The following is a 26,990-nucleotide window of genomic DNA, read 5'->3' on the forward strand; positions in this document are numbered from 1 at the left end:
GTCGTCCGTCCTAGTCCTGCTTGGTGGTCAGCCGCACGTACACGGCGGAGAACGCCGCGAGGACCAGCAGCATGATCACGCCGAGGGCCGCGGCACCGTTCAGGTCGGCCTGGAAGAAGCCGTGCTGGTAGATGAGGTAGGCGACCGACGTCGCCGAGTCCTGGGCGCCCGCGCCGTTGGCGAGGATCAGGGGTTCGATGAACAGCTGCATGGTGGCGACGATCTGCAGCATCGCCAGCAGCGCCAGGATCAGCCGGGTCTGCGGGATCGTGACGTTCCAGATCCGCCGCCAGATTCCGGCGCCGTCGAGCTCGGCCGCCTCGTACAGCTCGCCCGGGATGTTCTGCAACGACGCCAGGTAGATCAGCACGGCGCTGCCCATGTTCATCCAGGTCGACGCGATCACCATGGCCGGGACCGTCATGGTCGGCGACTGCAGCCACTCCGAGGTCGGCAGGTGGAGGAACTTGAGGATCGCGTTGAACAGGCCCGCGTCGCTGGGGTCGTACGCGTAGTACTTGAAGAGGAAGAGCGCCGAGGCCGGCGGCAGCATGACCGGCAGGTAGACCAGGATCCGCAGGTACCCCTTGGCGTGCCGCAGCTCGTTGAGCAGGATCGCCACGAAGAACGGGATCGCGTAGCCGAGGATGAGCGCGAGGACCGTGAAGTAGAAGGTGTTCTTCCACGCGGTCCAGAAACTCGGGTCGTGCACGATGCGGACGTAGTTGTCCCAGCCCACCCACGTGGTCACACCGCGCTTCGTGTGCTGGAAGCTCATCACGACGCCACGGATCATGGGGTACCAGGAGAACAGGGCGAAGCAGAAGATCGCCCCGATCAGGAACGCGTAACCGGTGAGGTTGTCCCGAAGCTTGCGGCCGCGGCTCGTCCGGCCGCGCCGGGCCGGCACCGATACCGAGCGGCCCCGCTGCCTGGCTGCGTCCGGGACGGTGGTGATCGCCAAGGGAAACTCCTGCGAAAGTCGGTGGCCAGGTTTGCCGCGGCGGATGCGGGGGCCGATGCCGGCCCCCGCATCCGTCCGGTCAGCTACCCGAGGCCAGGAGCTGGTTGACCTTGGTGTCGGCGGTCTTCAGCAGGCCGTCGATGTCGGCGTTGGGGTCGGTCAGCACCGCGGACATCGCACCGTCGAGCACCGCGTAGATCGCCTGCGCCTGGGTCGGCTCACCCTTGATCGGAACCGGGGTCGCCTCGAAGAGCGCGAAGTTCTCGGTCGGCAGGTTCTGGTTCGCCTTGCGCTGGTCGAGCTCCTGCTTCTGCGCGTCGCTGCCGTTGGTGAACAGCAGCGGCTGGGGCAGGCCGACGGGCTGGTTCTGCGGCTTGGCCCGGGCGTAGTCGAACTGGCCCTTGCCCGGGGTCAGCTTCTCGTACGCGATCCACTTCAGACCGGCCTTGACCTGGTCGTCGGAGAGGCCCTTCTTGAAGAAGTAGCCCTCGCCGCCGCCCAGCGTGCCCTTGGCGGCGCCGTCCTGGCCCGGCATCGGGGCCATCGCCCAGTCCTCGTACTTGCCGGAGAACTTGGTGACGATCGCGGTGGTGGCGTCCGGGGCGCCGATGAACATGCCGACCTTGCCGGCGCCGGCGTTGGTCAGCAGGTCGGGCCACCCGAGCAGCTGACGGCTGCCCATGCTGTTGTCGGTGTAGCGCATGTCCTTGAGGTTCTGCAGGACCTGCTTGCCCATGGCGTTGTTGAAGTCGGCCTTCTTGTTGTCCGCGGTCAGCATGCCGCCGCCCTGCGAGTACAGCTCGGCGGTGAAGTGCCAGCCGCCGGTGTTGCCCGCGCTGTAGTCCGAGTAGCCGGCGATGCCGCCACCGAGCGCCGAGATCTTCTTGGCTGCGGTGCGAACGTCGGCCCAGGTCTTCGGCGGGTTGCTGACGTCGAGGCCGGCCTTCTGGAAGAGCGACTTGCTGTAGAGCAAGCCCATCGAGTAGTTCTTCGTCGGGATGGCGTAGATCTTGCCCGAGTCGGTGAAGACACCCTTGAGCGCCGGGTCGACGCTGTCCCAGGTGGGGATGGTGTCCTTGTTGATGTACGACGTGATGTCCATCGCCTGGCCCGAGTCCAGCACCTGCTGGAGGTCGGTCATGTACCCGTAGAAGACGTCGCTCATCGTGCCGCCGGTGAGGCGGGACGTGAAGTCCGGCGGGTTGTCGCACTGCGCGCCGACGCTGACGCTCTTGATCGTGATGGTGGGGTTCTGCTTCTCGAACTCCGCGACGTCCGCGTTCCAGTTCGCGAGCAGATCCTTCTGGGAGCCGTCCGGCTGGCAGTCGACGGTGATGACCGTCTTGCCGCCGGCGTCCTTCGAGTCGTCACTGCTCTTCGTGGAACACGCCGCGATGCTGAAACCCAAGCCGGCCGCGAGGGCGATGGCCGCGACCCTCCGGTACTGCGGTACGGACATCTGTCCATCCCTTCGGGAACGAATATTGAGGAACTTCACTGGTCTGCGAGGTCACCGCGCGAGCCCCTGTGACCTGGGTCTCGTCGCCATGTTTCGTGGAGGTGACGATACAAAGTCAAACGGTTCCCCGCAAGAAGCCGACTGCAAGAAGAAAAAACGCGACGCTGTCTTAAAAACTCGGGGACGACGAAGGGCGGGCCGATGGCCCGCCCTTCGTTTAGGAGAATTACCTGGTCAGCCCCGCGGCGCTGTGCTGCTACCGAGCCTGGTCCGACGGACGGCCGGATTCCGGCGCCTTCGGCGCCGGCGCGGTCGAGCCGCGCACCACCAGCTCCGGCTCGAACAACAGCTCGTCGGGGGCGACGCCGCTGCCCTCGATCTGGTTGACCAGCAGGTCGACCGCGGCCTGGCCCATCATCTCGATCGGCTGGCGCACGGTGGTCAGCGGCGGATCGGTGCAGGTCATCAGCGCCGAGTCGTCGAAGCCGACCACCGAGACATCGCGCGGCACGTCGAGGCCGAGGCGGCGGGCGGCCCGGATCGAGCCGAGCGCGAGAACGTCGGACGCGCAGATCATGCCGGTCACGCCACGCTCGATCAGCCGGGCCGCGGCCAGCCGCGCGCTCTCCATCGAGAAGTTGGTGCGCTCGACGAACCAGTCGTCCCCCGCGATCTTCTCGAGCCCGGCCAGCTTGCGGCGGGACGGCATGTGGTCCTCCGGGCCCATCACCATGCCGATCCGGCGGTGGCCGAGGGACTTGAGATGCCCGTACGCCTGCTCGACCGCGACCGCGTCGTCGGTGCTGATGTGCGGGAAGCCCAGGTCCTCGACGCCCGCGTTGACCATGACGACCGGCATCCGGCGGTCGGTCAGCGCCCGGTAATGGCTGTGCTCGGCGTCGGCCAGCGCGTACGACCCACCGGCGAAGACCACGCCCGACACCTGGTGGTCGAGCAGCATCTCGATGTAGTCGCGCTCGGGCACGCCGCCGATCGTGCGGGCCGCCAGCAGCGGGGTGAAGCCGCGCTGCGCGAGCGAGGCGGTCACCACCTCGGCCAGCGCCGGGAAGATGGGGTTCTGCAGCTCGGGGAGCACGAGGCCGACCAGCCGGCCGCGCTCGCCGCGCAGCTTGGTGGGTCGCTCGTACCCCAGGACATCGAGCGCGGTGAGCACCGACGCGCGGGTGGCCTCGGAGACGCCACTGCGTCCGTTGAGCACCCGGCTGACCGTCGCCTCGCTCACGCCCGCCTTCTTGGCCACCTCGGCCAGACGTTTGGTCACGGCGGAATCGTACGCCAGATTCGCGCAAGAACTGAACTTGGACTTGCAGCGTCGTCGGGAGGCTCCGGTTGTGCTTGCAGATGCCGTCACCGCCGCGATCCCGGAGTTTCCGGAATGTTGCGGGCGGTAGCCACTCGCCGAGGCGGCTTCCTGCGGTGAAGCGATTAAGTCGTCGCGCTCCGCGACCATCATCGACTTACACCTCGGTTACATAACGGCACCCGAAACCGGGCGCGGCTGGGACGCGATGGTGCGATGGTGGTGACGAGCACCGAAGGGGTGGGCGTCATGACCGAATGGGATCAGCGGGACTCGGTCCATCGGCTGGCCAGCGTCAGCAGCGACATGGCCACGGCGACCCGCTCGGCCGTGCGCGCGGCCCAGACCGCGGTCGCGGTGATCCAGCGGCTCGAGACCAGCGGCACCGAGATCGGCAACGTGGTGCAGCTGATCGCCACCATCGCCAAGCAGACCAACCTGCTCGCCCTCAACGCGACCATCGAGGCGGCCCGGGCCGGCGAGTCGGGCCGCGGCTTCGCGGTCGTGGCCAGCGAGGTCAAGGACCTGGCCAACGAGACCGCGACCGCCACCAACCAGATCGGCACCCAGGTCGGCGGCATCCGCTCGGACACGCAGAACGCGGTCGAGGCGATCGAGGAGATGCAGTCGCTGATCGAGGAGCTGGACCGCTGTCAGCAAGTGATCAGCGGGATCGTCGCCGAGCAGCAGGCCGGCTGACAGAATCGGACGCATGGCTCGACGAACGAAGACGGTCACCGACTGCCCGTGCGGGCGCGGTCTCGGCTACGACGAATGCTGCGCGCCGGCCCATCGCGGACACCCGCCGGCCACCGCCGAGGCCCTCATGCGGTCGCGCTACTCGGCATTCGCGCTCGACGACGACGCGTACGTGCTCAGCTCCTGGCACCCGGACACCCGGCCGGCCGCGATCGAGCCCGACCCGCACCTGCGCTGGACCGGCCTCGACATCCTCGCCACCAGCGGCGGCGGCATGTTCGACGCCGAGGGCCAGGTCGAGTTCCGGGCCCACTACCGCGATCACGGCAAGCCCGGCGACATGGTCGAGCGCAGCCGCTTCGTGCGCCACGACGGTCAGTGGGTGTACTGGGGGCCGATCCTTACCAACGGCTCACTCGCCAACATCTGACCAGGTGTGATCTGCTTCAAGGGTGGAGAGCAACAGTCGACCGCTCGAGGACGGCATCGTCCGCGACTTCAAGGTCAATCTCTCGTACGGGCGCTACCTGCACCTGGACGAGATCCTCAACGCCCAGCACCCGGTCAGCACGCCCGAGCACCACGACGAGCTGCTGTTCATCCTCCAGCACCAGACCTCCGAGCTCTGGCTCAAGCTGGTGCTGCACGAGCTGCGGGCGGTGCAGCGGAAGATCGCGGCCGATGAGCTGCGCCCGGCGCTGAAGGGCCTGGCCCGGGTCAAGCACATCCAGCGCACGCTCACCGAACAGTGGTCGGTGCTGGCCACGCTGACCCCGAGCGAGTACTCGGAGTTCCGCTCGTTCCTGGGCACGTCCTCGGGCTTCCAGTCGTACCAGTACCGGGCCGTCGAGTTCACGCTCGGCAACAAGGACCGGCGGATGCTGTCGATCTTCAACGACGACCCGTCGGCGCTGGCCATGCTGACCGAGGCGCTGGAGAAGCCGAGCGTCTACGACGAGTTCCTGCGCTACCTCGGGCGCCACGGTTACGACGTACCCGTCGAGTTGCTGCAGCGTGATGTGACGCTGCCCTGGCAGTTCCACGAAGATCTCGTGCCGGTGTTCGTCGGGATCTACTCCGACCCGGAGAAGCACTGGGCCGCCTACGAGACCTGCGAGGAGCTCGTCGACCTGGAGGAGAACTTCCAGCTCTGGCGGTTCCGGCACATGAAGACCGTGGAGCGGACCATCGGCTTCAAGCGGGGCACCGGCGGGTCCAGCGGCGTGGGCTTCCTCAAGGCCGCCCTCGACCTGACCTTCTTCCCCGAGCTGTACGCCGTCCGGACCGAGATCGGAGCGCCCCGTGAATCTTGATCCCGCCCCGCTCGACGCTTCGGACCCCCTTTCGAGATTCCGCGACGAGTTCCTCGCGCCGGACGACTTCGACGTGATCTCGTACCTCGACGGGAACTCGCTGGGCCGGCCGCTCAAGGCGACCGCCGCGCTGCTTTCCGACTTCGTCCGCGAGCGGTGGGGCGGGCGGCTCATCCGGGGCTGGACGGACGAGTGGATGGAGTGGCCGATCACGCTCGGCGACCGGCTCGGCCGGGTGGCCCTGGGCGCGGCCGCCGGGCAGACGGTGATCGGCGACTCGACCACGGTGCTGATCTACAAGCTGGCCCGGGCCGCCGTCGACGCGCGGCCGGGGCGCAACCGGGTGGTCCTCGACACCGACAACTTCCCCACCGACCGGTACGTGCTGGAGGGCATCGCCGCCGAGCGCGGGATCGAGTTGGTGTGGATCGATACCGACCCACTCGCCGGGATCCATCCGGCACAGGTGGCTGACGTCGTGGACGAGCGGACCGCGTTGGTGCTGTTCAGTCACGTCGCCTATCGATCGGGATGGCTTGCCGACGTTTCCTCCATCACCCGGATCGCACACGACGCCGGCGCCCTGGCCATGTGGGACCTGTGCCACTCGGTGGGATCCGTGCCGATAGATCTGGATGAATGGGGCGTGGACCTCGCCGTCGGGTGCACGTACAAGTACCTCAACGGCGGCCCGGGCGCGCCGGCGTTCGCCTACCTGAGCTCGCGGTTGCTCGGGTCGGTGCGGCAGCCGATCTGGGGCTGGATGGGGCATCGGGCGTCGTTCGAGATGGGACCGGGGTACGAGCCGGCGGCCGGGAGCCGGGCGCTGCTGAGCGGGACGCCGGCGATCCTCGCGATGGTGCCGCTGCACGCCAACCTCGACATGCTCGAGGCGGCCGGGATCGGCGCGGTGCGCGAGAAGTCGCTGCTGCTCACCGGGTACGCGCTGGACCTCGCCGACGCGTGGTTGGCGGCGCACGACGTCGAGGTGGTCAGCCCGCGCGACCCGGCACGGCGCGGCGGGCACATCACCCTCAAGCGGGCCGGCTTCGAGAAGCTGCTCGAGCCCCTGTGGGAGGCCGGCGTGATCCCCGACTACCGGCGGCCGGACGGCCTGCGCATCGGGCCGGCGCCGCTGAGCACCAGCTTCGCTGAGGTGCACCGCGGGCTGTCGGTGTTGCGCTCGTTGCTCGAGAAGTGACCTCGTACGTCGCGGCCGCGTCACTCTGGTGGGACGGCCGCTTCCGCCCCGGCATGGCCCTGCGCCTCTCCCCCACCGGCGCCGCGCTGGTTCCCCTCACCGACATTTCTGATTTGTCGCCCAGCAGGACGCTCCCGGGAACCCTCTTGCCCGGCTTGGTCGATGCGCATGTCCATTCCGGACTGGTCGACCTGGCCACGGTCCGAGCGGGCGGAATCGCGGGCGTCTGGGATCTGGGCAGCGTCCCGGCCACCGTCGCCGAGCTCGCGTCCCGCGCCCAGCTCGACCCCACCCGCGCCCAGCTCGACCCCACCCGCGCCCAGCTCGACCCCACCCGCGCCCAGCTCGACCCTGCCCCGTTGTCCCGCGCCCTACTCCACCCCACCCCGTTACTGGGTGGGGGTGAAAGTACGGCCCGGGTACGACAGTTTTCGCGCCCTGTCCCCAGGGTCCGGTACGCGGGACCGTTTCTGACCGCGCCCGGCGGCTATCCGAGTGACCGCGCCTGGGCCGCGCCCGGCAGCTGGCGCGAGATCGACTCGGCCGACCAGGCCACCGAGGCCGTCCACGAGGCGCACGCCGGCGGCGCCACCCTGATCAAAATGACCGCGCACGCGGGCGGTCCGCTGCCGCGGCTGTTCACGATGACCGCCGTCGCCGACGCCGCCCACGATCTCGGCCTCGACGTCGTCGTGCACGCCGAGGGCCCGGGCACGGTCGCGATGGCCTACGAGGCCGGCGCCGACCTGCTCGCCCACACCCCGTGGACCGAGCCGCTCGACCGCGGCCTGGTGCGCGCCTGCGCCGAGCGGATGCGCTGGATCAGCACGCTCGACATCCACGGCTGGGGCACGCCCACCCCCGAGCAGGAGACCGCCGTCGGCAACCTGCGGCGGTTCCTCGAGTACGGCGGCGGCGTGCGCTACGGCACCGACCTCGGCAACGGCCCGCTGATCCCCGGCGTGAACCCGCGGGAGATCCGCGCCCTCCAGTCGGCCGGCCTCACCCCCGCCGACATCCTCGCGGCGATGACCGGCGACGACGTCACCTGGATACCGGGCGGGCTCGACCTCGACCCGGCCCGCTTCGCCGACGTGCTGGCCACCGCCCGCGTGCTGGACGACTCGGTCCGCCCGCGGTAGCTCAATCGGCGTACCCCGTCGGGCTTACGTGGCCGATCGGCGCGGTCGTCCGGGCATATGCTCCGGAGATCGGGCGGGGGAAGCCATCGAATGAGGTTGATGTGGCGGGCGCGGCACGACAGGGCAATCTCCCGGCGGAGCTGTCGAGCTTCGTGGGCCGGGCCGGCGAGCGCGCCGCGCTCAAACGCATGCTGACCGCCTCCCGGCTGGTCACGGTCACCGGGGTCGGCGGAGTCGGCAAGACGCGTACGGTGCTGCGGGTCGCGGCCGAGGTGCAGCGGGCGTTCCCGGACGGGGCGTGGTTCGCCGACCTGTCGTCGCTGACCCAGGCCGACCTGGTGGCCGAGGCCGTCGCGCAGGCGATCGGGCTGCACGACCAGTCCACCCGGCCGATGGCCGAGATCCTCGCCGAATACCTGGAGTCCCGCCGCCTGCTGCTGGTGCTGGACAACTGCGAGCACCTGGCCGAGTCGTGCGCGCAGCTGGCCGGCTCGCTGCTGCGGTCGTCGGCCGGTCTCCAGGTGCTGGCCACCAGCCGGCAGCCGCTCGCGGTCGAGGGCGAGCACGTCTTCCCGCTGCTGCCGCTGCCGGTCCCGGCGGCCGGCGACCACGGCGCGTCGAGCGACCGGGATCGCGACGCCGCCGTGGTGCTGTTCGCCGAGCGGGCCCGGGCCGCCTCGCCCGCCTTCGCGCTGACCGACGACAACCAGGACGCGGTGGCCCGCCTCTGCCGGGGACTGGACGGCATCCCGCTGGCGATCGAGCTGGCCGCCGTCCGGACGCGGGCTTTACCCGTACGGCAAATCGCCGATCTTCTTGAAGGTCGGCTCGCCGACCGGTTCGCGCTGCTGTCCGGCGGCGTGATCACCGGGCGGCACGAGTCGCTGCGCACCGCGATCGACTGGAGTCACGGGCTGTGCACGCCCTCCGAAAGCCTGCTCTGGGCGCGGGTTTCGGTATTCGCCGGCGACTTCGACCTCGCCGCCGCCCAGGAGGTCTGCGCCGGCGACCGGCTCGCCGCCGCCGACGTCCTGCCGCTGGTGGCCGGCCTGGTCGACAAGTCGATCCTGCTGTCCGAGGGCGGCCGCTACCGGCTGCTGGACACGATCCGCGAGTTCGGCCTGGAACTGCTGCGCGACACCGGCGACGAGCAACGGCTGCGACGCCGCCACCGCGACTACTACCGGCGGCTGGCCGAGCGCTTCGACGCGCGGTGGTGCGGCGGCGACCAGATCACCTGGTACCAGCGCCTCAGCCGGGAGCAGTCCAACCTGTGGGCGGCGCTCGACTTCAGCCTCGCCGACCCGGCCGAGTGGGCGGCCGGCCTCGAGCTGGCCGCGGCGCTGCTGTTCTTCTGGGTCGCCTGCGGCCATCCGCGCGAGGGCCGGCTCTACCTCGAGCGGGTTCTGGCGCTGAAGCTCGCGCCGGGGCGGGCGCTGACCAAGGCGCTCTGGGTCTGCGGCTGGATCTGCGCGATGCAGGGCGACATGGCCGCCTCGGAGGAGCGCCTCGCGCAGAGCCGGCCGCATGCGCGGGAGCAGGGCGACATCGCGGCGCAGGGCTGGATCGCGTACGTCGCCAGCGCCGGCGCGGTCTTCCAGGGCGAGCCCGTACGCGCGCTGGAGCTCGCGGAGGAGTCGGCGCGCCTGCACCGCGACGGCGGCGACGCCGGCAGCGGCCTGCTCGTCGCCCTCTCCTCGCAGTGCATCGCGCTCGCGTTCGCCGGCGAGTTCGATCGCGAGATCGCGGTCACCGAGCAGGCCTGGGCACTCTGCGACGAGTACGGCGAACGCTGGATGCGCTCCTACGTCGACTACATGCGCGCGCTCGCCGAGATGGGCCGGGGCAACGCCGGCGCGGCCGTCGGCTACGCCCGGGACGCGCTGCGCTTCAAGCGGCAACTGAGCGACAGCACCGGCTGCGCGATGGCGGTCGACGTGCTGGCCACCGGCGCCGCCACGCTCGGCGAGGCGGAGCGGGCCGCCCGGCTGCTCGGCATCGCCCACCGGATCTGGGCGACCGTCGGCCTTCCCCAGCTGGGCTCGCCCGACCTCGTCGCGGCCCGCACCGCGGTCGAGAAGCTCGCCCGGGCGAAGGCCGGCGACGCCGGGTTCGACGCCGCCTACGCCGACGGCCTCGGTCTCGGCCTGGAGGCGGGCATCGACTACGCCCTCGACCGGCCGACCCCGGCTCTCGACCGGCCGGCCGGCACGCCGTCGGCCGGCAACTGGGCGCCCCTGACCCGGCGCGAGCGCGAGGTCGCCGTGCTCGTCGCCGAGGGCCTGACCAACCAGCAGATCGCCGACCGGCTGGTGATCGGCCGGCGCACCGCCAACACCCACGTCGAGCACATCCTCACCAAGCTCGACTACACCTCGCGCGCCCAGATCGCCGCGTGGGTCCCGGCCCAGCGCCGCGAGCCCTAGGTCAGCTGCCTGGCTCGGCGTGCATGCGGCGGCCCGGCGAGGTGGCGAAGAAGTCGTCGAGGCCGAGCGCGTTCAGGATCGGGCGGGTCGTCTGCGGCGCGTGGCTGACGGTCAGCGTGCAGTCCGCGGCAATCGCGTCGAAGACCAGGTCGTACAGCAGGCGGACGCCGGTGAGGTCGATGAAGTCGAGCCTTTTCAGGTCGAGCCGGATCGTCGCCGGCCGCTCGTCGAGCAGCGTCGCGCGGACCCGCTCGGCCAGGACGCCGGCGGTGAGCGCGTCCAGCTCGCCGGCGACCGCGAACCGTACCGTGGCCGGGCTCGCCGCCGTCATCTCCACCCGCAGGGGTTGCTCGTCGGCCATCCCACTCCTCCCTCGCGGCGCGTTCCCCGGAAATCGTCGCGAACGAGCGGCCCGAGCGAATCGGTCAGATGACCGATATCGGCGGCGCCTTCACTTGAGTGGAACTTTCACCCCGGTCGAGAACAACGACTCGTGCAGGACCACCGACGTCAGCTTGCGGCCGACGGGAACATCGAAGACCAACCGGCCGCGTACGGTCTGGCCCGGATCGATCGGCTGCAGGAAGCCCTCGAACTCCTTGTTGGCGTACGCCCCGGCGGTGGAGTCGACGGCGTATTCCGCGCCGGTGCCGTCGTAGCCGTTCTGGGCGAGGTCGGAGAACGCCTCGGCGGCCGAGCCCGAGTTCGTCACCGCGATGTCGACGAGGCAGTACTGGCCCTGCGCCCGCTTGCCCTTGCCGGCGGCATCACCCGCGCCGACCTGCCGGGTGCCGCAGGCCATGCCGGTGACGGTGAACTTGAGCTGCCCGTCGGTCGCGGTCTGGCCGACCTTGCCGTCGACCGCGTTCTCGGCCTTGGCGTCGCCGCCGAACGCGTCCATCACGGTCCCGGCGCCGCCGAGCAGGTAGGTGAGAAGCCCGGCGAACCCGAGCACGCCGACGACCGCGGCGACGACGGCAACGATCGGCCACTTCGACCGGGAGCGAGTCGAGATCGACATGGCATCACCCAACGGCCATCTTTGATCTCGCACAGTCACCCGTCCGGATCATGGTGTCGGACGATCAGTCGGCATCCGCGCACCGAAAGTCACCTGGCGGTCGGACACCTCGCGTACAAAGGACATATGGGTTTGATCGTTGTCTCCGGCGCAACCGGTCGGCTCGGCGGCCGCGTGGCCCGTCGTCTCGGCGGTGACCTGCGGCTTCTCGTCCGCGACCCGGCGCGGGCCCCCGCGGTGCCGGGCGCCGGGATCGCGGTGGCCGAGTATTCCGACCGCCCGGCGATGCGCGCCGCGCTGCACGGCGCCGAGACCGTGCTGATGGTGTCGGGCGCCGAAACGCCGCAGCGGGTGGCGCAGCATCGGGCCTTCGTGGACGCCGCCGTCGCCGAGCGAGTAGGTCACCTGGTCTACACGTCGTTCGCGGGCGCGGCGCCGGACGCGACGTTCACGCTGGCCCGCGACCATTGGGCCACCGAGCAGTACATCCGGGCCAGCGGGCTGGAGTTCACGTTCCTGCGGGACAACCTCTACGCCGACTTCCTGCCGATGATGGTGGGCGAGGACGGCGTGATCCGAGGCCCGGCGGCGGACGGCCGAGCCGCGGTGGTGGCACAGGACGACATCGCGGACGCGGCGACAGCGGTCCTGCGCGACCCGTCCCGTCACGAGGGCCAGACATACGACTTGACCGGCCCGTCGGCGCTGACGCTGACCGAGGCGGCCGCAATCATCGGTACGGCCAGTGGCCGGGAGGTGCGCTACCACCCCGAGACAATCGAGGAGGCGTACGCGTCAAGGCAGCGCTACGAGGCGCCGGGCTGGCAGGTCGACGCCTGGGTAAGCACTTACACCGCGATCGCGGCGGGGGAGCTCGCGGCGGTGACCGCAGACGTCTCGGCGTTGACCGACCACCCGGCGACGTCGTTGCAAGACCTGCTGTCCCGCGGATACCGAGCTAGGTGACCGGCACGTCCGCTCCACCGCGGGGGTCGCGCCACCGCGGCCGCCCGCATGCAGTCCACCGCGGCTGCCCGCAGCTCGTCCACCGCGCCCGCCCGCAGCTCGTCCACCGCGCCCGCCCGCAGCCCGTCCACCGCACCCCGCCCGCAGCCCGTCCACCGCACCCCGCCCCTAACTGGGTGGGGCTACTTTACGGGTCTCCTGTGACATTTTTCGTTCGCTGTCCACAGGACGGCGGCCATCCACAATTGATCCAAGAATGCCTGATAAATGTGGCACGGAATGGCATGATCGAATACTGACCGAGCGATGCCCTGGCGCGGGATAATTGCTTATGCGACAGCTTCAGTTGTTCACTTCGGCCGAATTGGCTGGAATGCGTGATCGAAGGGCGTCGCGTTCATTTTCGTCCGGCGGTGACGAGTTCCGTCGGGCACACGAGCGCCATCGCGCGTGGGGACTCAGGCGCCGTCATGCTGGACGCTTGCGCCCCGAAAGCCGGCGTCCCCAGCCCAAGGGCCCGGAGCCCGTGCGCTCGGAGCCCGTGCAACCCGAACCCGTGTGCCCGGAGCCCGTGCGCTCGGAGCCCTTCCGCTCGGAGCCCGTGCAACCCGAACCCGTGCAACCCGAGCCGCAGGCACCCGAACCCCACGGCGCCGAAGCCCCCAGCGCCGAAGCGAAGCACCCCGAACTGCAGCACCGCGAACTGCAGCACCGCGAACAGCAGCACCGCGAACAGCAGCACCGCGGACCCCAGCGGCCCGAACCCCAGCGGCCCGAACTCCAGCGGCCCGAACTCCAGCGGCCCGAAACCGCCGGTCCCATACCGCGATGGCTCAAGAAGGTCGGCGGACAAGAGCGTCGAATTGTCCCATCGATGAGGCGCCAGAGGGTGAACGCATTTGAAAGACGCATGGCGGCGATGGCATGGCCGGCGCCCGCGGGAGCGAGGGCCGCGAGAAACAATATGCGATATTCAGGTGAGCCGAAACGTCACCGAGTGGAATTTTGCCTCCGCTATTCCTGGCAATTCTGGACGCGCGTGGCAGCCGGGCCGCCGTCGGCAGGTGAGGGCCGGGCGGGTGAGGGCCGGGCGAGTGAGGGCCGGGCGAGTGAGGGCCGGGCGGGGGCCGGGCGAAGGCCGGGCGAGGGCGGGGGGCGGGGGCCGGGCGAGGGCCGGACGAGGGCCGGGCGGGGGGGGCCGGACGAGGGCCGGGCGGGGGGCCGGACGAGGGCCGGGCGGGGCGAGGGCGGGGTCGGGGGAAATCGGCACAGCAAACTGCCGCCGGCAACGCGGCCGGCGGCAGGCGGATGGAGCTGGTGTCAGGCCTGGGGCTTCCAGACGTCCTGGTTGGCCTCGTACATCTCGCGCAGGATGGCGGGCACGTCGTAGGTGAGCTTCCACTCGGGGTAGTGGTCCTCGAAACGGCTCAGGCCGCTGATCCACCACTGGTGGTCGCCTACTCGGTTGTCCTCTACGTAGTCGGTCTTGGCCTCCAGGCCGGTGATTTCGGAGGCCAGCTGGAAGGCCTCGATCACCGAGCAGTTCGAGTGGCGGCCGCCGCCCATGTTGTAGACCTCGGCTACCCGGGGGGCTCGGTGGACTGCTTCGAAGGCCGACACCAGGTCGCTCGAGTGGATGGCGTCGCGGACCTGCTTACCCTTGTAGCCGTAGATGTGGTACTGGCGCTGTTCCATCACGCAGCGCATCACGTACGCCAGGAAGCCGTGCAGTTCGGCGGCCGAGTGGCCGGGGCCGGTCAGTGTGCCGCCGCGGAAGACGGCGGTGGGCATCGAGAAGTAGCGGCCGTACTCCTGGACCATCACGTCGGCCGCGACCTTCGAGGCGCCGAAGACGGAATGCAGGCACTGGTCGATCGACATGGTCTCGTCGATGCCGGCGTACCACTTGTGGTCCGTGGGCAGCTCGTAGCGCGTCTCGTGCTCGATCAGCGGGAGCGAGTTGGGCAGGTCGCCGTAGACCTTGTTGGTCGACGTGAAGATGAACGGGGCCTCGGCGCTGTGCTGCCGGACGGCCTCGAGCATGTTGAGCGTGCCGACCGCGTTGACGTCGAAGTCGGTGAACGGCTCGCGGGCGGCCCAGTCGTGCGAGGGCTGCGCGGCGCAGTGGATGACCAGGCCGACGTTCTTGCCGAGCGAGGCGAAGAGCTTGTCCAGCGACGCACGGTCGCGGATGTCGATGTCGTGGTGCGTGTAGCGCTCGCCCACTTCCTTCCGCAGCCGGTCCAGGTTCCACTTGGTGGAGCCGTCCTTGCCGAAGAAGTAGCCGCGCATGTCGTTGTCGACACCGACGACGTCCATGCCGAGACCGGCGAAGTGCCGGACCGACTCGGAGCCGATCAGGCCGGCGGAACCGGTGACGACGACCACACTGCTCATCAAAGACCTCCGCGAAGGCTGCATCGGAGCGAAAGAACGGCCCGAGGTTACAGGGTGTGCGCACCTTGCCGGGCCGCCGGGCGTCATGTCGAGCCCGGCCATGCTTGGTCCGTGCGCGAAATGGGCACGTCACATGTTCGGCACATTCGATGGCGAGGCTCCGGACGCAGGGCAGCCATCACCCGGGAGATAGGGGCGGACTCGATGACTGAGTCGCACGCGGCCGCGGCCACCGAGACGGTAGCGGCCCAGGACCTCACGCTCGGCGTCGAGGAGGAACTGCACGTCGTCGACCTGGTCACCCGTGAGCTGGTGCCGCGGGCCCCGGACGCGCTGGCCCGGCTCGACCCGGACCACTTCTCGGCCGAGCTGCACCGCTCCGTGGTCGAGACCAACACCCCGGTCGCGGCGACCCTGGACGACCTGCGCGACGGCATCGTCGGCCTGCGGCGCGAAGCGATCGGCGTGGCCGAGTCGCTCGGGCTCGGCCTGGTGGCGGCGGGCACGGTCCCGCTCGTCGACCTCGAGTCACTCCCCGTGACGCCCACGTCCCGGTACCGGCGGATGCTCGACGACTACCAGCTGCTCGCCCGGGAGCAGCTGATCTGCGGCGCCCAGGTGCACGTCGGCGTGCCCGACCGGGACGAGGCCGTCGCCGTCACGCAGCGTGTCACCGGGGCGCTGCCCGTGCTGCTCGCGCTCTCGACCAGCTCGCCGTACTGGATGGGCGAGGACTCCGGCTACGCCAGCGTGCGGTCGCTGGTCTGGATGCGCTGGCCGACCGCCGGCGACCCGGGCGAGCTCCGCAGCGCGGAGGAGCACGACGCCCTGGTCGCCGACCTGATCGCGTCGGGCACGATCACCGACCCCAAGATGGTCTATTTCGACGTCCGGCCGTCGGCCCACGTGCCCACGGTCGAGCTGCGGGTCACCGACTCGAGCCCGGACGTGGACACGGTGGTGCTGATCGCGGGCCTGTTCCGGGGGCTCGTGCTGCGCGCCCGCCAGGAGTACCGGTCCGGACAAAATACGAAGAAGACACCTCCCCCGCTGCACCGGGCGGCGATGTGGCGGGCCGCCCGCTCGGGACTCGAGGGCGAACTGCTCGACCTGCCGAGAAGCCCGGCCCCGGTCCCGGCCGCGGCCGCCGTCGAGCGGCTGGTCGGCGACCTGCGGCCGCAGCTCGAGGAGCTGGGCGACTGGGAGCAGGTGTTCGACCTGTCGGTGCGGGCGCTGAGCCGGGGCAGCTCGGCCGCGCGGCAGCGGCGGGCGATGACCCGGCGCGGCCGGATCTCCGACGTGGTCGACCTGCTGGTGGCCGACACCCGGGGCGGCGCGACGGGGATCGGCCCGGAAGGCCAGTCGGTGCCGGCCGGCCTCTTCCCGTACGGGATGGATGGTGATGAGGCGTTCCCGGGCGGCGACGTCGCACCGGCGTACGCGGGAATCCTGAATGTCCTGAGCGCCCTCGGCTCGGCCGGCCTGCGCCGCCGCGAGGACGCGCGCGACGACGAGCAGCGCGCCCGGGGCATCACCTTCAGCGTGGCCGGCGAGGCCGCGACCCGGCTGTTCCCGTTCGACCTGGTGCCGCGGATCGTGCCGGCCGACGACTGGGACCGGCTCGGCGCCGGGCTCGTGCAGCGCGTACGGGCGCTCGACCGGTTCGTGAGCGACGTCTACGGCGAGCGGGCGGTGGTCCGCGACGGCGTGGTGCCGGAATGGGTGATCGACGGCTCGCCCGAGCTGCGGCCCAGCGGCGCCCTGGTCGGGCACGACGGGGTCCGCGCCCAGGTGGCCGGCGTCGACCTGGTGCGGGACGTGGACGGCAACTGGTGCGTGCTCGAGGACAACCTGCGGGTGCCGTCCGGGATCGGCTACGCCATGCAGAACCGGCGGCTCACCGAGAGCGTGCTGCCCGAGCTGCCGATGCCGGAAGGGCTGCTCTCGATCGAGGGGACGCCGCGGCTGCTGCTGCGGGCGCTGCGCGACTCGGCCCGCCCGTCCGCCGGCGACGACCCGGCGGTCGTGGTGCTGAGCCAGGGGCCGGACGACTCGGCCTGGTTCGAGCACAAGATGCTGGCCGAGGAGATGGGCGTGCCGGTCATCCGCAGCACCGAGCTGTTCGTCGAGGGCACCCGCGCCTTCCGGCTGCGGAACGGCAAGCGCTACCCGGTCGACGTGATCTACCTGCGGCTGGACGAGGACAGCCTGGTGCACTCGCCGGGCGCGGACGGCATGCCGCTGGGCCCGAGCCTGGTGGCCGCGCTGCACGCGGACACGATCACGCTGGCCAACGCGCTGGGCAACGGCATCGGCGACGACAAGGCGGTGTACGCGTACGTGCCGCGCCTGATCGAGTACTACCTCGGCGAGAAACCGTTGCTGGCCGACGTGCCGACCTACCTCTGCGGCATCCCCGAGCAGCGGCAGGAGGTGCTGGCCCGGCTCGACGAGCTGGTCTGCAAGCCGGTGGACGGCTACGGCGGCGATCGCATCGTGATCGGTCCCCACGCTTCTCCCGAGGACCTTTCGGCCGTACGCCGCCAGATCGTCACCGCCCCGCACCGGTGGGTGGCCCAGGAGGTCGTCCGGCTCTCCACGCACCCGGTCTTCGACGGCCATCAGCTCGCGGCCCGCCACGTCGACCTGCGCGCCTTCGTCTTCAGTGGCGCCGAGCCGGTGGTGGCGCCGGCCGCGCTCACCCGCGTGGCCCCGGCCGGCAGCATGATCGTCAACTCCTCGCGAGGGGGTGGCTCGAAGGACACCTGGCTGCTGTCCCACTGAGAATCGCCGAAGGAGAGACATGTGTGGAATCGCCGGTGAGATCCGGTTCGACTCGCGGCCGGCCGACGAGGAGGGGGTACGGCGGATGCTGCCCCGCCTCGCGTCGCGCGGCCCGGACGGGGAAGGCCTGTTCACCCGCGGCCCGGTCGCGTTCGGCCACCGCCGCCTGAAGATCATCGACCTGTCCGACGCCGGTGGGCAGCCGATGACCGACGAGGAGCTGGGGCTCACCCTGGTCTTCAACGGGTGCATCTACAACTACCAGCAACTGCGGGACGAGCTTTCCGCGTACGGCTACCGGTTCTTCTCCACCTCGGACACCGAGGTGATCATCAAGGCCTACCACCGATGGGGTTCCGCGTGCGTGCGGCGCTTCCTCGGAATGTTCGCGTTCGCGATCCTGTCGCACGAGACGGGCGAGGTCATGCTGGCCCGCGACCGGCTCGGCATCAAGCCGCTCTACCTCGCCGAGACGCCGGGCCGGCTGCGGTTCGCCTCGACGCTGCCGGCGCTGCTGGCGGCCGGCGACGTGGACACCTCGATCGACAAGGTGGCGCTCCAGCACTACATGACGTTCCACTCGGTCGTGCCCGCCCCGCGAACCATCATCAACGGAGTCCGTAAGCTCCCGCCCGCCACGATCCGGACAATTCGCCCCGACGGGACCTTCTCCGATGAGGTCTACTGGGAAGCCTCGTTCACACGTTCCGTGGCCGCGGACGACTGGCCCGCTCTCATCCACGAGAAGCTCGCGGAAGCCGTCAAGCGCCGGATGGTGGCCGACGTGCCGGTCGGGGTGCTGCTCTCGGGCGGCATCGACTCCAGCTACATCGTGGCGCTGCTGGCCGAGCAGGGGCAGCGCGGCCTCACCACGTTCAGCATCGGGTTCGAGGCGGCCGGCGGGGAGAGCGGCGACGAGTTCGCCTACTCCGACCTGGTGGCCAAGCAGTTCGACACCGTGCACCACCAGATCCGGATCGGGCGCGACCGGTTCCTGCCCGCCGTCGACCGCACGGTCGCGGCCATGAGCGAGCCGATGGTCAGCCACGACTGCATCGCGTTCAACCTGCTCAGCGAGGACGTGTCGAAGCAGGTCAAGGTCGTACAATCGGGTCAGGGAGCGGACGAGATCCTGGCCGGGTACAGCTGGTATCCGCCGCTCGCCCACGTTCCGCGCGGTGCGGCCGTCGACGCGTACGCCCAGGAGTTCTTCGATCGTCCGCACGCCGACCTGGCCGCTCAGCTCAATCCCGAGTGGCTGCTCGACGACGACGTCAGCCGGGAGTTCGTGGCCGCGAGCTTCGGACGGCCCGGCGCCGAGACCGCCGTCGACGCGGCGTTGCGGCTGGACTCCCAGGTGATGCTCGTCGACGATCCGGTCAAGCGGGTCGACAACATGACGATGGCGTGGGGGCTCGAGGCGCGCGTACCGTTTCTCGACCACGAGCTGGTCGAGCTGGCCGCGGCCTGCCCGCCCGGGCTCAAGCTGGCGCACGGCGGCAAGGGGGTGCTCAAGGACGCCGCCCGCGGGGTGGTGCCCGACGAGGTGATCGACCGGACCAAGGGCTACTTCCCGGTGCCCGGCATCCGGCACCTGGCGGGACCGATGCTGGAGAAGGTGCGCGACGCGCTGCACGCGCCGGCCGCTGTTTCCCGCGGCCTGTTCCGGCCGGAGTACGTCGATCGGCTGCTGGCCGACCCGAACACGCCGCGCACGACGCTCGGCGCCAACCAGCTGTGGCAGCTCGCCCTGCTGGAGATGTGGTTGCAGGACAAGGGGATCTGAAGGGGGACCACATGACCGGTCAGCTCAACCGGATGGACGTCACGGTATTGCCGGCGAGCTGGACGAGGTCCCTACCTCCCGAGGCCGGTGGCAGCTGGTCGCCGGCTCTTTCCCCGGACGGCAAGCATTGCGCGTACGTGTCGGACCGTGGCGGGCGCCCGCAGGTGTGGGTGCAGCCGGTCGGCAGCGATCTCGCGTTCCTGGTCGACACCGGGCTCGCGCCGGTCGTGGCGGTGCAGTGGTCCAGTGGCGGCGGCTGGCTGGCGTGCGAGCTGTCGCCGGGCGGCGCGCCCCGGCACGAGATCTGGCTGGTGCGGCCGGACGGGTCCGAGCTGCACCACGTGGCCGGGTTCGGCACCGACACGGCGGAGAACATGCGCTGGCTGCCGGGCCGCTCGCTGCTGGCGGTGACCGAGAACCTGACCACGGCGCTGCTGATCGACCCGGTGGCCGGCTCGCGTTCGGTGGTGGCGAAGGGCACGCTGATCTCGCTGCTGGACGTGGCGGGCGATCGCGCGCTGCTGCGGATCGGCCCGCGCGGCGACCGGCGGATCGTGCTGCGCGACCTGCGGTCGGGCGAGGACACCCCGGTGGCGCTGGGCGAGCAGGCGGTCCTCGCGCCGGACGGCTCGGTCTACGCGCGGTCGGAGGCCGGCGAGTTCCCGGCCCTGATCCGGGTCGCGGCCGACGGAAGCGTGCAGGTGGTGGCGGCCGCGGCGCGGGCCGAGGTCGAGGGGTTCGCGCTGGTGCCGGACGGCTCGGCGGTGGCGGTGCTGTGGAACGTGCGCGGGGGCGAGAGCGAGGTCGAGCTCGTCGATCTGCCGGAGGGCGCTCGGCGGCGGGTCTCGCCCCTGCCGGGGACGGTGGTGTCGGGTCTCGGGTGGAGCTTCGACGGGTCGGGGCTGGCCTTTGCGGCCGAGGGGCCGGGGCAGCCGTACGGGGTGTGGGTGCACTCCGGGGAAGAGCTGCGGGCGGTGTCGGCGGCGCCGGCCGCGGCCGGGTCGGTGCGGCCGACGCTGGAGACGTTCCCGGGGGATGACGGGCTGGAGCTGAGCGGGTGGTTGTTCCGGCCCTCCGGCGAAGGGCCGCACCCGACGGTGATCTGGCTGCACGGGGGGCCCGAGGCGCAGGAGCGGCCGGGGCACGGGCCATTGTTTCAGGCGCTCGTGCGGTTGGGGATCGCGGTGTTCGCGGCCAATGTCCGGGGGTCTTCGGGGTTCGGGAAGAGCTTCGTGAACGCGGACAATGGAGCGTTGAGGTATGCCGCTGTTCGGGACGTCCGGTCGTGCGTTGAGTATCTGGTCGGCTCACACATTTCGGACAAATCGCTTATTGGGTGTATGGGGCGGTCGTATGGGGGGTATCTGACGCTGGCCGCGCTGACGTCGTTTCCCTCGCTCTTCGCGGTCGGTGTCGACGTCTGCGGCATGTCCAACTTTTTCACCTTTTATCAACACACAGAGCCCTGGATCGCGGCCGCCGCGGTGTCGAAGTACGGCGACCCCGTCGCCGACGCCGACCTGCTGCGCGACCTCTCCCCGCTGACCCACATCGACCAGCTCCGAACGCCCCTGATGATCGTCCACGGCGAGAACGACTCGAACGTCCCCGTGATCGAGGCCGACCAGGTGGCCGCCGCCCTCGCCGAGCGCGGCGTGCCGCACCGCTACCTGCTCTTCCCGGACGAGGGTCACGAGCTGCTGCACAGCACCTCGCGGGCCGAGTACCTGCGCGAGACCCTGGATTGGCTGACCGCCCATTTGCGGCCGGAAACTGACCGCATGGGGTCATAGCCTGACCGCATGACGACGCTCAGCCGCAGGGCCTTGGGCCGCGCCACCCTGGCCCGGCAGCTCCTCCTGGACCGGCACGCCCTCCCGGCGCTGGACGCCATCGAGCGCCTGGGCGGCATGCAGTCCCAGGCGCCGCTGGCCCCCTACGTCGGCCTGTGGACCCGCCTCGACGGCTTCGACCCGGAGGAGCTGTCCAAGCTGACCGAGGACCGCCGCGTGGTCCGCACCCACATGATGCGAGCCACGGTCCATCTGGTCAGCGCCCGCGACTGCCTCGACTGGCAGGCTCACTTCCGCGCCCGCCACGCCGCCGCGATCGCCCCGCTCGTCCGAGGCCTCGCCGTCGACGCGGGCGCCGGCCGTGCGGATGGGCGGCCGCTCGCGGAGAGCGCCCGACCGCGGACCGAGGCCGGCGCCGCCCGCGCGGAGGGGACGTCGTCCGCGGAGGGCGCCCGGCCGCGGACCGGGGCCGGCGACGCCCGTGCGGATCGGCCGCCACTCCCGGAGCGCGCCCACCCTCGGACCGAGGCCGGCGCCGCCCGTGCGGAGGGGACGTCGTCCGCGGAGGGCGCCCGGCCGCGGACCGATCCACCGACCGTGGGCGTCGATCTCGGCGAGCTGCGCGCGGAGGCGAGGCGGCTGCTGACCGAGCGGCCGAGCACCCGCGTGGAGCTCGGCCGGCTGCTTCGTTCGCGGTGGCCCGAGGCCGACGCCGGCGAGCTGGCGTTCGCGGCGGCCCGGGAAGTTCCGATCTGCCAGGTGCCGCCGCGCGGGGTCTGGGGGCGCACCGGGCCGGCCGCGTGGACGCCGGTGGAGACGTGGCTGGGCGAGCCGCTGCGGGTGACGCCCGTGGACGACCTGGTGCTGCGCGGGTTGGCGGCGTTCGGGCCGGCCAGCGTCGCCGACCTGCAGATGTGGTCGGGCCTGACCCGGCTCGCCGAGGTGGTGGCGCGGCTGCCGCTGATGGCGTTCACGACCGAGAGCGATCAGACCGTCTACGACCTGCCCGATGCGCCGCGCCCGGGCGAGGACGTGCCGGCGCCGCCCCGGTTCCTGCCCGAATACGACAATCTGCTGCTCGCCCACGCCGATCGGACGCGCTTCAACCCGGCCGGCCGGCGAGTCCCACTGCCCCCGGGCCCGGGCGCCACGACTGGAACGTTCCTGCTCGACGGCGAATGGCGGGGGACGTGGCAGGTCCGCAACACCGGGGCCGGTTCCCAGCCGGGCCGGGTGTTGGAGCTCATGCCGTACGGGCGCGGTGAATTTGATCCGCTCCTGGCGGAAGCCGCCCGCTTGCGCGACTTTCTCGCGCCCGGCGCCGAGGTTCGGCTAGCGCAGGAGTAGGCCGTCGACCAGCAGGCCGACCATGCGGCGCGCGTCGTAGCGGGGGTCCTTGTCGGCGCCGATGCAGAGGTTGCCGATCGCGTACATCAGCTCGAAGGGCTCCGTGCCGGGCCGGATCTCGCGGGCCTCGACGGCGGCGGCCAGGAGTTCGCCGCATACCGGGACCAACCGGTCGAGGAAGTAGGCGTGCAGGCTCTGGAAGGACGCGTCATCGGATTGCAGCGCCTCGGCCAGGCCGTGCTTGGTGATCAGGAAGTCGACGAACAGGTCAACCCACTTGGCCAGCGCGATGTGGGGTGTGGGGCCCTTGGCGAGCAGGGCCGGGCCGGCCTCGGCGGTCGACTCGACCTGATGCCGGTAGACGGCGACGATCAGGTCGGCGCGGTTGGGAAAATGCCGATATATCGTGCCGACTCCGACGCCGGCCCTCGCTGCGATGTCCCGCACCGGCGCGTCCACGCCATGCGCTACGAACTCGGCCGCCGCCGCATCGAGCAGTGACTGTTTGTTGCGGCGCGCGTCGGCCCGCTTCGACCCCTCGTTCACACCGCTCCTCTTGTGTTCCCCCGGCGTCCACGTCGGAGCCGGCCTGCATGTCGCCCGGCGCCTGCGTCGGCGCCGGCCTGCGTTTCCCGGCACCCGCATCGGCGCCGGACTGCCTCCCCCGGCACCCGCATCGGCGCCGGACTGCCTTGCGCGACACCCGCGTCGGCGCCGGACTGCCTTTCGCGGCGCCTGCATCGGCGCCGGCCTGTGCCGCCCGGCGCCTGCGTCGGTGCCGGGCCGGTGTCGTTCGGCGGGCGCGTCGGGCCTGCCCGCTTGGCCTCCCTGGCCGTGTCCGACCTGCGTTCGTCTGGCCCCTGCCCACGCGAGGGCCGGTCGTTGTTCGGCGGCGCTTGGCAAAACGGAACCGGGTTCCGTATCGTCTAAACGGAACCGGGTTCCGTTTACTGCGGTAGCGGAACCGGGTTCCGTTTGCGAGCCATGCTAGACGCGGGAGGACCACTCATGCAGGTCGGGATCATGACGGCGCCCATGCAGGTTGGCTACCGGGACATTCTGCGGGTCTGGGAGGAGGCCGACGGGGTTCCGGAGATCGGGCACGCCTGGCTCTTCGACCATCTGATGGCGATCGGCGGGGATCCGGACGGGCCGATCATGGAGGGCTGGACGCTGCTGTCGGCGCTCGCGGCGCGGACCGAGCGGCTGCGGCTGGGACTGCTCGTGACGAGCAACCGCTTCCGGCCGCCGGCGATGCTTGCCAAGATCGCGACGACCGTCGACATCGTCTCGAGTGGGCGGCTCGACTTCGGCATCGGGGCGGGGTCGCGGCCGAGCCATCCGCTGGCCCGGCGCGAGTATGCGGGGCACGGGCTGCCGTACCACGACTTCGGGCATTCGGTGTCGGCGCTCGCGGAGGGGCTGACCGTCATCCGGAGGCTGTGGACCGCGGACGAGCCGTTCGACTTCGACGGGGAGTTCGTGCAGGTGGAGGGCGCCTTCGGGAACCCCAAGCCGGTGCAGCGGCCACACCCGCCCGTCATGATCGGCGGGCGGTCGGCCAAGCTGCTGCGGGTGGTGGCCGAGCACGCCGACCTGTGGAACATTCCGGGCGGCGACCTCGACGACTGCATCGAGCGCAGCGCGCTGCTCGACCGGTACTGCGCCGAGATCGGGCGTGACCCGGGCGCGATCACCCGCTCGATGTTCCTGCCGGTCTCCTACGACGAACCGGCGGTCACCCGCGAGGCGATGAGCCGGGCCCTCGAAGCCGGCTTCGGACATATCGTGCTCGGGCTCAACCCGCCCTATCCGGCCGGCGCGGCCCGCTGGGTGGCGGATGAGCTGATTCGGCCGGTGGCCGGGGCGGAGGCGACGCCGGCACGATCCCGCAACTCGACCCGAGCCGGCACGATCCACACCTAGGTCCGCCGCCGGCACGATCCGCACCTAGGTCCGCCGCCGGCACGCCGCTGCTGGCACGCCGCCGGCACGCCCGCCGCCGCCGGCACGCCCGCCGCCGCCGGCACGATGCCGCCGCCGCCGGCACGATGCCGCCGCCGGCACGATGCCGCGGCGGGAGCGACTATCGCCCCAGAACCCCGACCAGCTCGTCGATCAGCGTCTCGTCGACCGGGTCGACGGTCGCCAGCATCCGGTACCACAGCACGCCGAACAGGATGTCGGCCACGGTCGACGGCCGGATCGTCGCGGGGAGGTCACCGCGGGCCGCGGCCCGTTCGACCAGCACGGCGAGCGCGTCGCGGCGGCGCCGCAGGAAACCCTCGCGGAAGCGCTCGCCGAACGCCGGGTTGATCTGGGCCTCGGCCATCAGCGCCCGCAGCACCTCGATGACCTGGCCCTGGCGGCCCAGCGCGAACGTCGCCGTCAGGAACGCGCGCAGGTCGGCCGGGTAGCTCCCCTCGTCGGGGATCGGGATGTGCAGGTCGGCCGTGACGGCCAGGGCATCGAGCAGCACGTCGGCCTTCGACGGCCACCAGCGGTAGATCGTCTGCTTGCCGGTGCCGGAGCGGGCGGCGATGCCCTCGATCGAGAGGCCCGCGTAGCCGACCTCGCCGACCAGCTCAAGAGCCGCCGTCAGGATCGCCTGCCGGCTCTCCTCGCTGCGTTTGCGTCCGGCCCGTTGTTGCGTCACGGGAACGATGCTAGCGTAAAAACAAAACGAGACGGTCCGGTTCGAAATGAAGAATGAGGAATGAGAAATGAGGAGCGACATGAGCGACACAACGGCTCTCGTGGTCGGCGGCACGTCGGGCATCGCCTGGCCACGGCCCGTCTGCTGCGGGAGCGCGGGGCAACGGTCCACGTCGTCGGCCGCCGCGAGCGCGCCGTCGATGCGGGGCTGATCGCCCACCGGGCGGACGGCGGCGACCCGGAGCAGATCGGCGCCGTCGTCGAGAAGGTCGGGCGGATCGACTGGCTGGTGGTCGCGCTCAGCGGCGCCCAGGGCGCGGGACCGCTGGCCGAGCTCGACCTGGGGACGCTGCGCGGGGCGTTCGACGCGAAGTTCTGGGCCCATCTGACCACCGTGCGGGCCGCGCTGCCGCACCTGGCGCCGACCGGCTCGATCACGCTGATCGGGGCGATCTCGGCGCGGGCCGCGATGCCGGGCACGGCGGGGCTGGCCGCGATCAACGGCGCGATCGAGGCGATGGTCCGGCCACTGGCGGCCGAGCTCGCGCCGATCCGGGTCAACGGGGTCTCCCCCGGCCTGGTCGACACGCCCTGGTGGGACGGCCTGCCCGAGGAGGATCGCCGGGCCTACTTCGCGCAGATGGCCGAGCTGCTGCCGACCAGGCGCATCGCCGCGCCCGAGGACGTGGCCGAGGTGGTCGCGCTGGCCGCCACCAACCCCAACCTCACCGGCACGGTGGTCGAGGCCGACGGCGGCGCGCTGGTCGCGGCCCTGCGTTAAAAGCCCGCGTCAAGCAGCGGGAAACAAGGTCACCGCGAGGATTCCGCTCGGCGTGGTGGTCAAAACCGCCAGCCCGTACGGCGACCCGTGCCACGTGGCGAGCACGGCCGGCTGCGCGTTGACGACCGTGGGGGTCATCCGCCAATCGCCGGGCGCGCCCATGAACGGGCCGGCGAAGGCCAGGCACGTGTCGCGGCCACGGGCCACGTCGGGCGAGCCGGCCTGCTCGATCAGGGCGTCGGCCCGCAGGATCTCGCGGAACGCGACCGGGTCGGCCGCCTCCCAGGCGGCCATGTAGCGGTCGAGCAGGTCGCGCGAGCGCGGGTCGTCCGGCTCGAGCACGTCGTCGCGGGTCGGGGCCACCGCGTCCATCCGGGCCCGGGCCCGCTGCAGCGCGCTCTTCACGGCCGGCACCGACAGGTCCAGGATCTCGCCGGTCTCGGCGGCCGAGAAGGCCAGCACGTCGCGCAGCAGCAGGACGGCGCGCTGGCGGGGTGGCAGGTGCTGGATGCCGGCGATGAAGGCCAGCCGGACGCCCTCGCGGGCGGTGACCGAGTCGGCCGGGTCGGCGGGGAACGGGCCGATCCAGTCGACCTCGTCACCGTCCGCGTCCGAGGGCAGCGCCCGGCGCTTGCGGCCGTCGAGGGCGGTGAGGCAGGCGTTGGTGGCGATCCGGTAGAGCCAGGTGCGCACCGACGCGCGGCCGTCGAAGCCGGACCACCCGCGCAGCGCCCGCAGATAGGTCTCCTGCACCACGTCCTCGGCGTCGTCGCGCGCGCCGAGCATCCGGTAGGCGTGCGCCACCAGCCCGCGGCGTTCCCGGGCGAACTCGGCGGTCAGGGTGTCGGTGGTGAGAGTGCCATCCATGGTCATGCAGACCCGCCGGGAGAGGAAAAGGAATCGGTCGCACGTTACCGCGCTGGTCCCGGCGTTAG

22 protein-coding genes are annotated in these 26,990 nt (G+C 71.2%); 13 read left to right on the forward strand and 9 right to left on the reverse strand.

The window, feature by feature from the left end; translation table 11 throughout:
- Positions 1-10 precede the first annotated feature (10 nt).
- From ACZ6TB_RS43865 to ACZ6TB_RS43875, 3 genes are all read right to left on the reverse strand, one after another.
- Entirely contained in the window at positions 11-964 is a 954-nt protein-coding gene (locus ACZ6TB_RS43865) for a carbohydrate ABC transporter permease (RefSeq protein ID WP_465566209.1), read from the reverse strand.
- A 79-nt stretch (positions 965-1,043) separates the two neighbouring features.
- Positions 1,044-2,423, reverse strand: coding sequence for an ABC transporter substrate-binding protein (locus ACZ6TB_RS43870; protein WP_465566212.1), 1,380 nt, complete (start codon positions 2,421-2,423; stop codon positions 1,044-1,046).
- A gap of 256 nt (positions 2,424-2,679) precedes the next feature.
- Entirely contained in the window at positions 2,680-3,705 is a 1,026-nt protein-coding gene (locus ACZ6TB_RS43875) for a LacI family DNA-binding transcriptional regulator (RefSeq protein WP_465566215.1), read from the reverse strand.
- 288 nt (positions 3,706-3,993) lie between these two features.
- On the opposite strand from ACZ6TB_RS43875, the gene ACZ6TB_RS43880 reads away from it, so the two are divergent.
- The 6 genes from ACZ6TB_RS43880 to ACZ6TB_RS43905 all read left to right on the forward strand — a co-directional run bounded on the left by ACZ6TB_RS43880 (position 3,994) and on the right by ACZ6TB_RS43905 (position 10,525).
- Positions 3,994-4,443, forward strand: coding sequence for a methyl-accepting chemotaxis protein (locus ACZ6TB_RS43880; RefSeq protein ID WP_465566218.1), 450 nt, complete (start codon positions 3,994-3,996; stop codon positions 4,441-4,443).
- A 13-nt stretch (positions 4,444-4,456) separates the two neighbouring features.
- Positions 4,457-4,873, forward strand: coding sequence for a YchJ family protein (locus ACZ6TB_RS43885; protein WP_465566220.1), 417 nt, complete (start codon positions 4,457-4,459; stop codon positions 4,871-4,873).
- Positions 4,874-4,895: 22 nt separating this feature from the next.
- On the forward strand, positions 4,896-5,756 hold the full coding sequence (locus tag ACZ6TB_RS43890; protein ID WP_465566222.1) for a tryptophan 2,3-dioxygenase: 861 nt from the start codon (positions 4,896-4,898) through the stop codon (positions 5,754-5,756).
- Complete coding sequence (gene kynU / locus ACZ6TB_RS43895; RefSeq protein WP_465566224.1) at positions 5,746-6,957, forward strand: kynureninase; 1,212 nt, start codon at positions 5,746-5,748, stop codon at positions 6,955-6,957. The genes ACZ6TB_RS43890 and kynU overlap by 11 nt, the downstream gene beginning before the upstream one ends.
- Positions 6,954-8,099, forward strand: coding sequence for an amidohydrolase family protein (locus ACZ6TB_RS43900; protein WP_465566226.1), 1,146 nt, complete (start codon positions 6,954-6,956; stop codon positions 8,097-8,099). Before kynU ends, ACZ6TB_RS43900 begins: the two co-directional genes overlap by 4 nt.
- 101 nt (positions 8,100-8,200) lie before the next feature.
- Positions 8,201-10,525 (forward strand): ATP-binding protein, encoded by a 2,325-nt coding sequence (locus ACZ6TB_RS43905; RefSeq protein ID WP_465566228.1) that lies wholly within the window; start codon positions 8,201-8,203, stop codon positions 10,523-10,525.
- Position 10,526: 1 nt separating this feature from the next.
- On the opposite strand, the gene ACZ6TB_RS43910 is transcribed toward ACZ6TB_RS43905, so the two are convergent.
- The gene (locus tag ACZ6TB_RS43910) at positions 10,527-10,886 is read right to left on the reverse strand and encodes an STAS domain-containing protein (protein ID WP_465566231.1); all 360 of its coding nucleotides are present in this window, start codon (positions 10,884-10,886) and stop codon (positions 10,527-10,529) included.
- 90 nt (positions 10,887-10,976) lie between these two features.
- The gene (locus ACZ6TB_RS43915; protein WP_465566234.1) at positions 10,977-11,546 is read right to left on the reverse strand and encodes a DUF4352 domain-containing protein; all 570 of its coding nucleotides are present in this window, start codon (positions 11,544-11,546) and stop codon (positions 10,977-10,979) included.
- Between the two features lie 126 nt (positions 11,547-11,672).
- Between ACZ6TB_RS43915 and ACZ6TB_RS43920 the strand changes: the two genes are divergently transcribed.
- Positions 11,673-12,512 carry an SDR family oxidoreductase gene (locus tag ACZ6TB_RS43920; protein WP_465566237.1) on the forward strand — a complete coding sequence of 280 codons (840 nt, stop codon included), beginning with the start codon at positions 11,673-11,675 and terminating at the stop codon, positions 12,510-12,512.
- 1,320 nt (positions 12,513-13,832) lie between these two features.
- On the opposite strand, the gene ACZ6TB_RS43925 is transcribed toward ACZ6TB_RS43920, so the two are convergent.
- Complete coding sequence (locus ACZ6TB_RS43925; RefSeq protein ID WP_465566240.1) at positions 13,833-14,909, reverse strand: NAD-dependent epimerase/dehydratase family protein; 1,077 nt, start codon at positions 14,907-14,909, stop codon at positions 13,833-13,835.
- A gap of 204 nt (positions 14,910-15,113) precedes the next feature.
- Between ACZ6TB_RS43925 and ACZ6TB_RS43930 the strand changes: the two genes are divergently transcribed.
- Genes ACZ6TB_RS43930 through ACZ6TB_RS43945 form a run of 4 tightly spaced genes read left to right on the forward strand, consistent with a single transcriptional unit; the run spans position 15,114 to position 22,619 of the window.
- Positions 15,114-17,693: a glutamate--cysteine ligase gene (locus ACZ6TB_RS43930; RefSeq protein WP_465566243.1), complete on the forward strand. Its 2,580-nt coding sequence runs from the start codon at positions 15,114-15,116 to the stop codon at positions 17,691-17,693.
- A gap of 19 nt (positions 17,694-17,712) precedes the next feature.
- On the forward strand, positions 17,713-19,479 hold the full coding sequence (locus ACZ6TB_RS43935; RefSeq protein WP_465566245.1) for an N-acetylglutaminylglutamine amidotransferase: 1,767 nt from the start codon (positions 17,713-17,715) through the stop codon (positions 19,477-19,479).
- Between the two features lie 11 nt (positions 19,480-19,490).
- On the forward strand, positions 19,491-21,272 hold the full coding sequence (locus tag ACZ6TB_RS43940; RefSeq protein ID WP_465566248.1) for a S9 family peptidase: 1,782 nt from the start codon (positions 19,491-19,493) through the stop codon (positions 21,270-21,272).
- Between the two features lie 9 nt (positions 21,273-21,281).
- Positions 21,282-22,619: a winged helix DNA-binding domain-containing protein gene (locus ACZ6TB_RS43945; RefSeq protein ID WP_465566250.1), complete on the forward strand. Its 1,338-nt coding sequence runs from the start codon at positions 21,282-21,284 to the stop codon at positions 22,617-22,619.
- On the opposite strand, the gene ACZ6TB_RS43950 is transcribed toward ACZ6TB_RS43945, so the two are convergent.
- Positions 22,605-23,165, reverse strand: a complete 561-nt coding sequence (locus ACZ6TB_RS43950) for a TetR/AcrR family transcriptional regulator (RefSeq protein WP_465566253.1) — start codon at positions 23,163-23,165, stop codon at positions 22,605-22,607. The two genes, ACZ6TB_RS43945 and ACZ6TB_RS43950, sit on opposite strands and share 15 nt — an antisense overlap.
- Positions 23,166-23,627: 462 nt before the next feature.
- Here ACZ6TB_RS43950 and ACZ6TB_RS43955 point away from each other — a divergent pair, with 462 nt between their 5' ends.
- Positions 23,628-24,545 (forward strand): LLM class flavin-dependent oxidoreductase, encoded by a 918-nt coding sequence (locus ACZ6TB_RS43955; protein WP_465566256.1) that lies wholly within the window; start codon positions 23,628-23,630, stop codon positions 24,543-24,545.
- A gap of 160 nt (positions 24,546-24,705) precedes the next feature.
- Here ACZ6TB_RS43955 and ACZ6TB_RS43960 read toward each other — a convergent pair whose 3' ends face one another.
- Positions 24,706-25,275 (reverse strand): TetR/AcrR family transcriptional regulator, encoded by a 570-nt coding sequence (locus tag ACZ6TB_RS43960; protein ID WP_465566259.1) that lies wholly within the window; start codon positions 25,273-25,275, stop codon positions 24,706-24,708.
- Positions 25,276-25,335: 60 nt separating this feature from the next.
- Here ACZ6TB_RS43960 and ACZ6TB_RS43965 point away from each other — a divergent pair, with 60 nt between their 5' ends.
- Positions 25,336-26,055: an SDR family oxidoreductase gene (locus ACZ6TB_RS43965; RefSeq protein ID WP_465566262.1), complete on the forward strand. Its 720-nt coding sequence runs from the start codon at positions 25,336-25,338 to the stop codon at positions 26,053-26,055.
- Between the two features lie 9 nt (positions 26,056-26,064).
- Here the strand turns inward: ACZ6TB_RS43965 and ACZ6TB_RS43970 are convergent, their stop codons facing one another.
- A complete protein-coding gene (locus ACZ6TB_RS43970) occupies positions 26,065-26,928 on the reverse strand; it encodes an RNA polymerase subunit sigma-70 (RefSeq protein ID WP_465566264.1) in 864 nt (287 codons plus the stop codon).
- Positions 26,929-26,990: the final 62 nt, after the last annotated feature.

The organism is Actinoplanes sp. NPDC051537 (assembly GCF_055586105.1).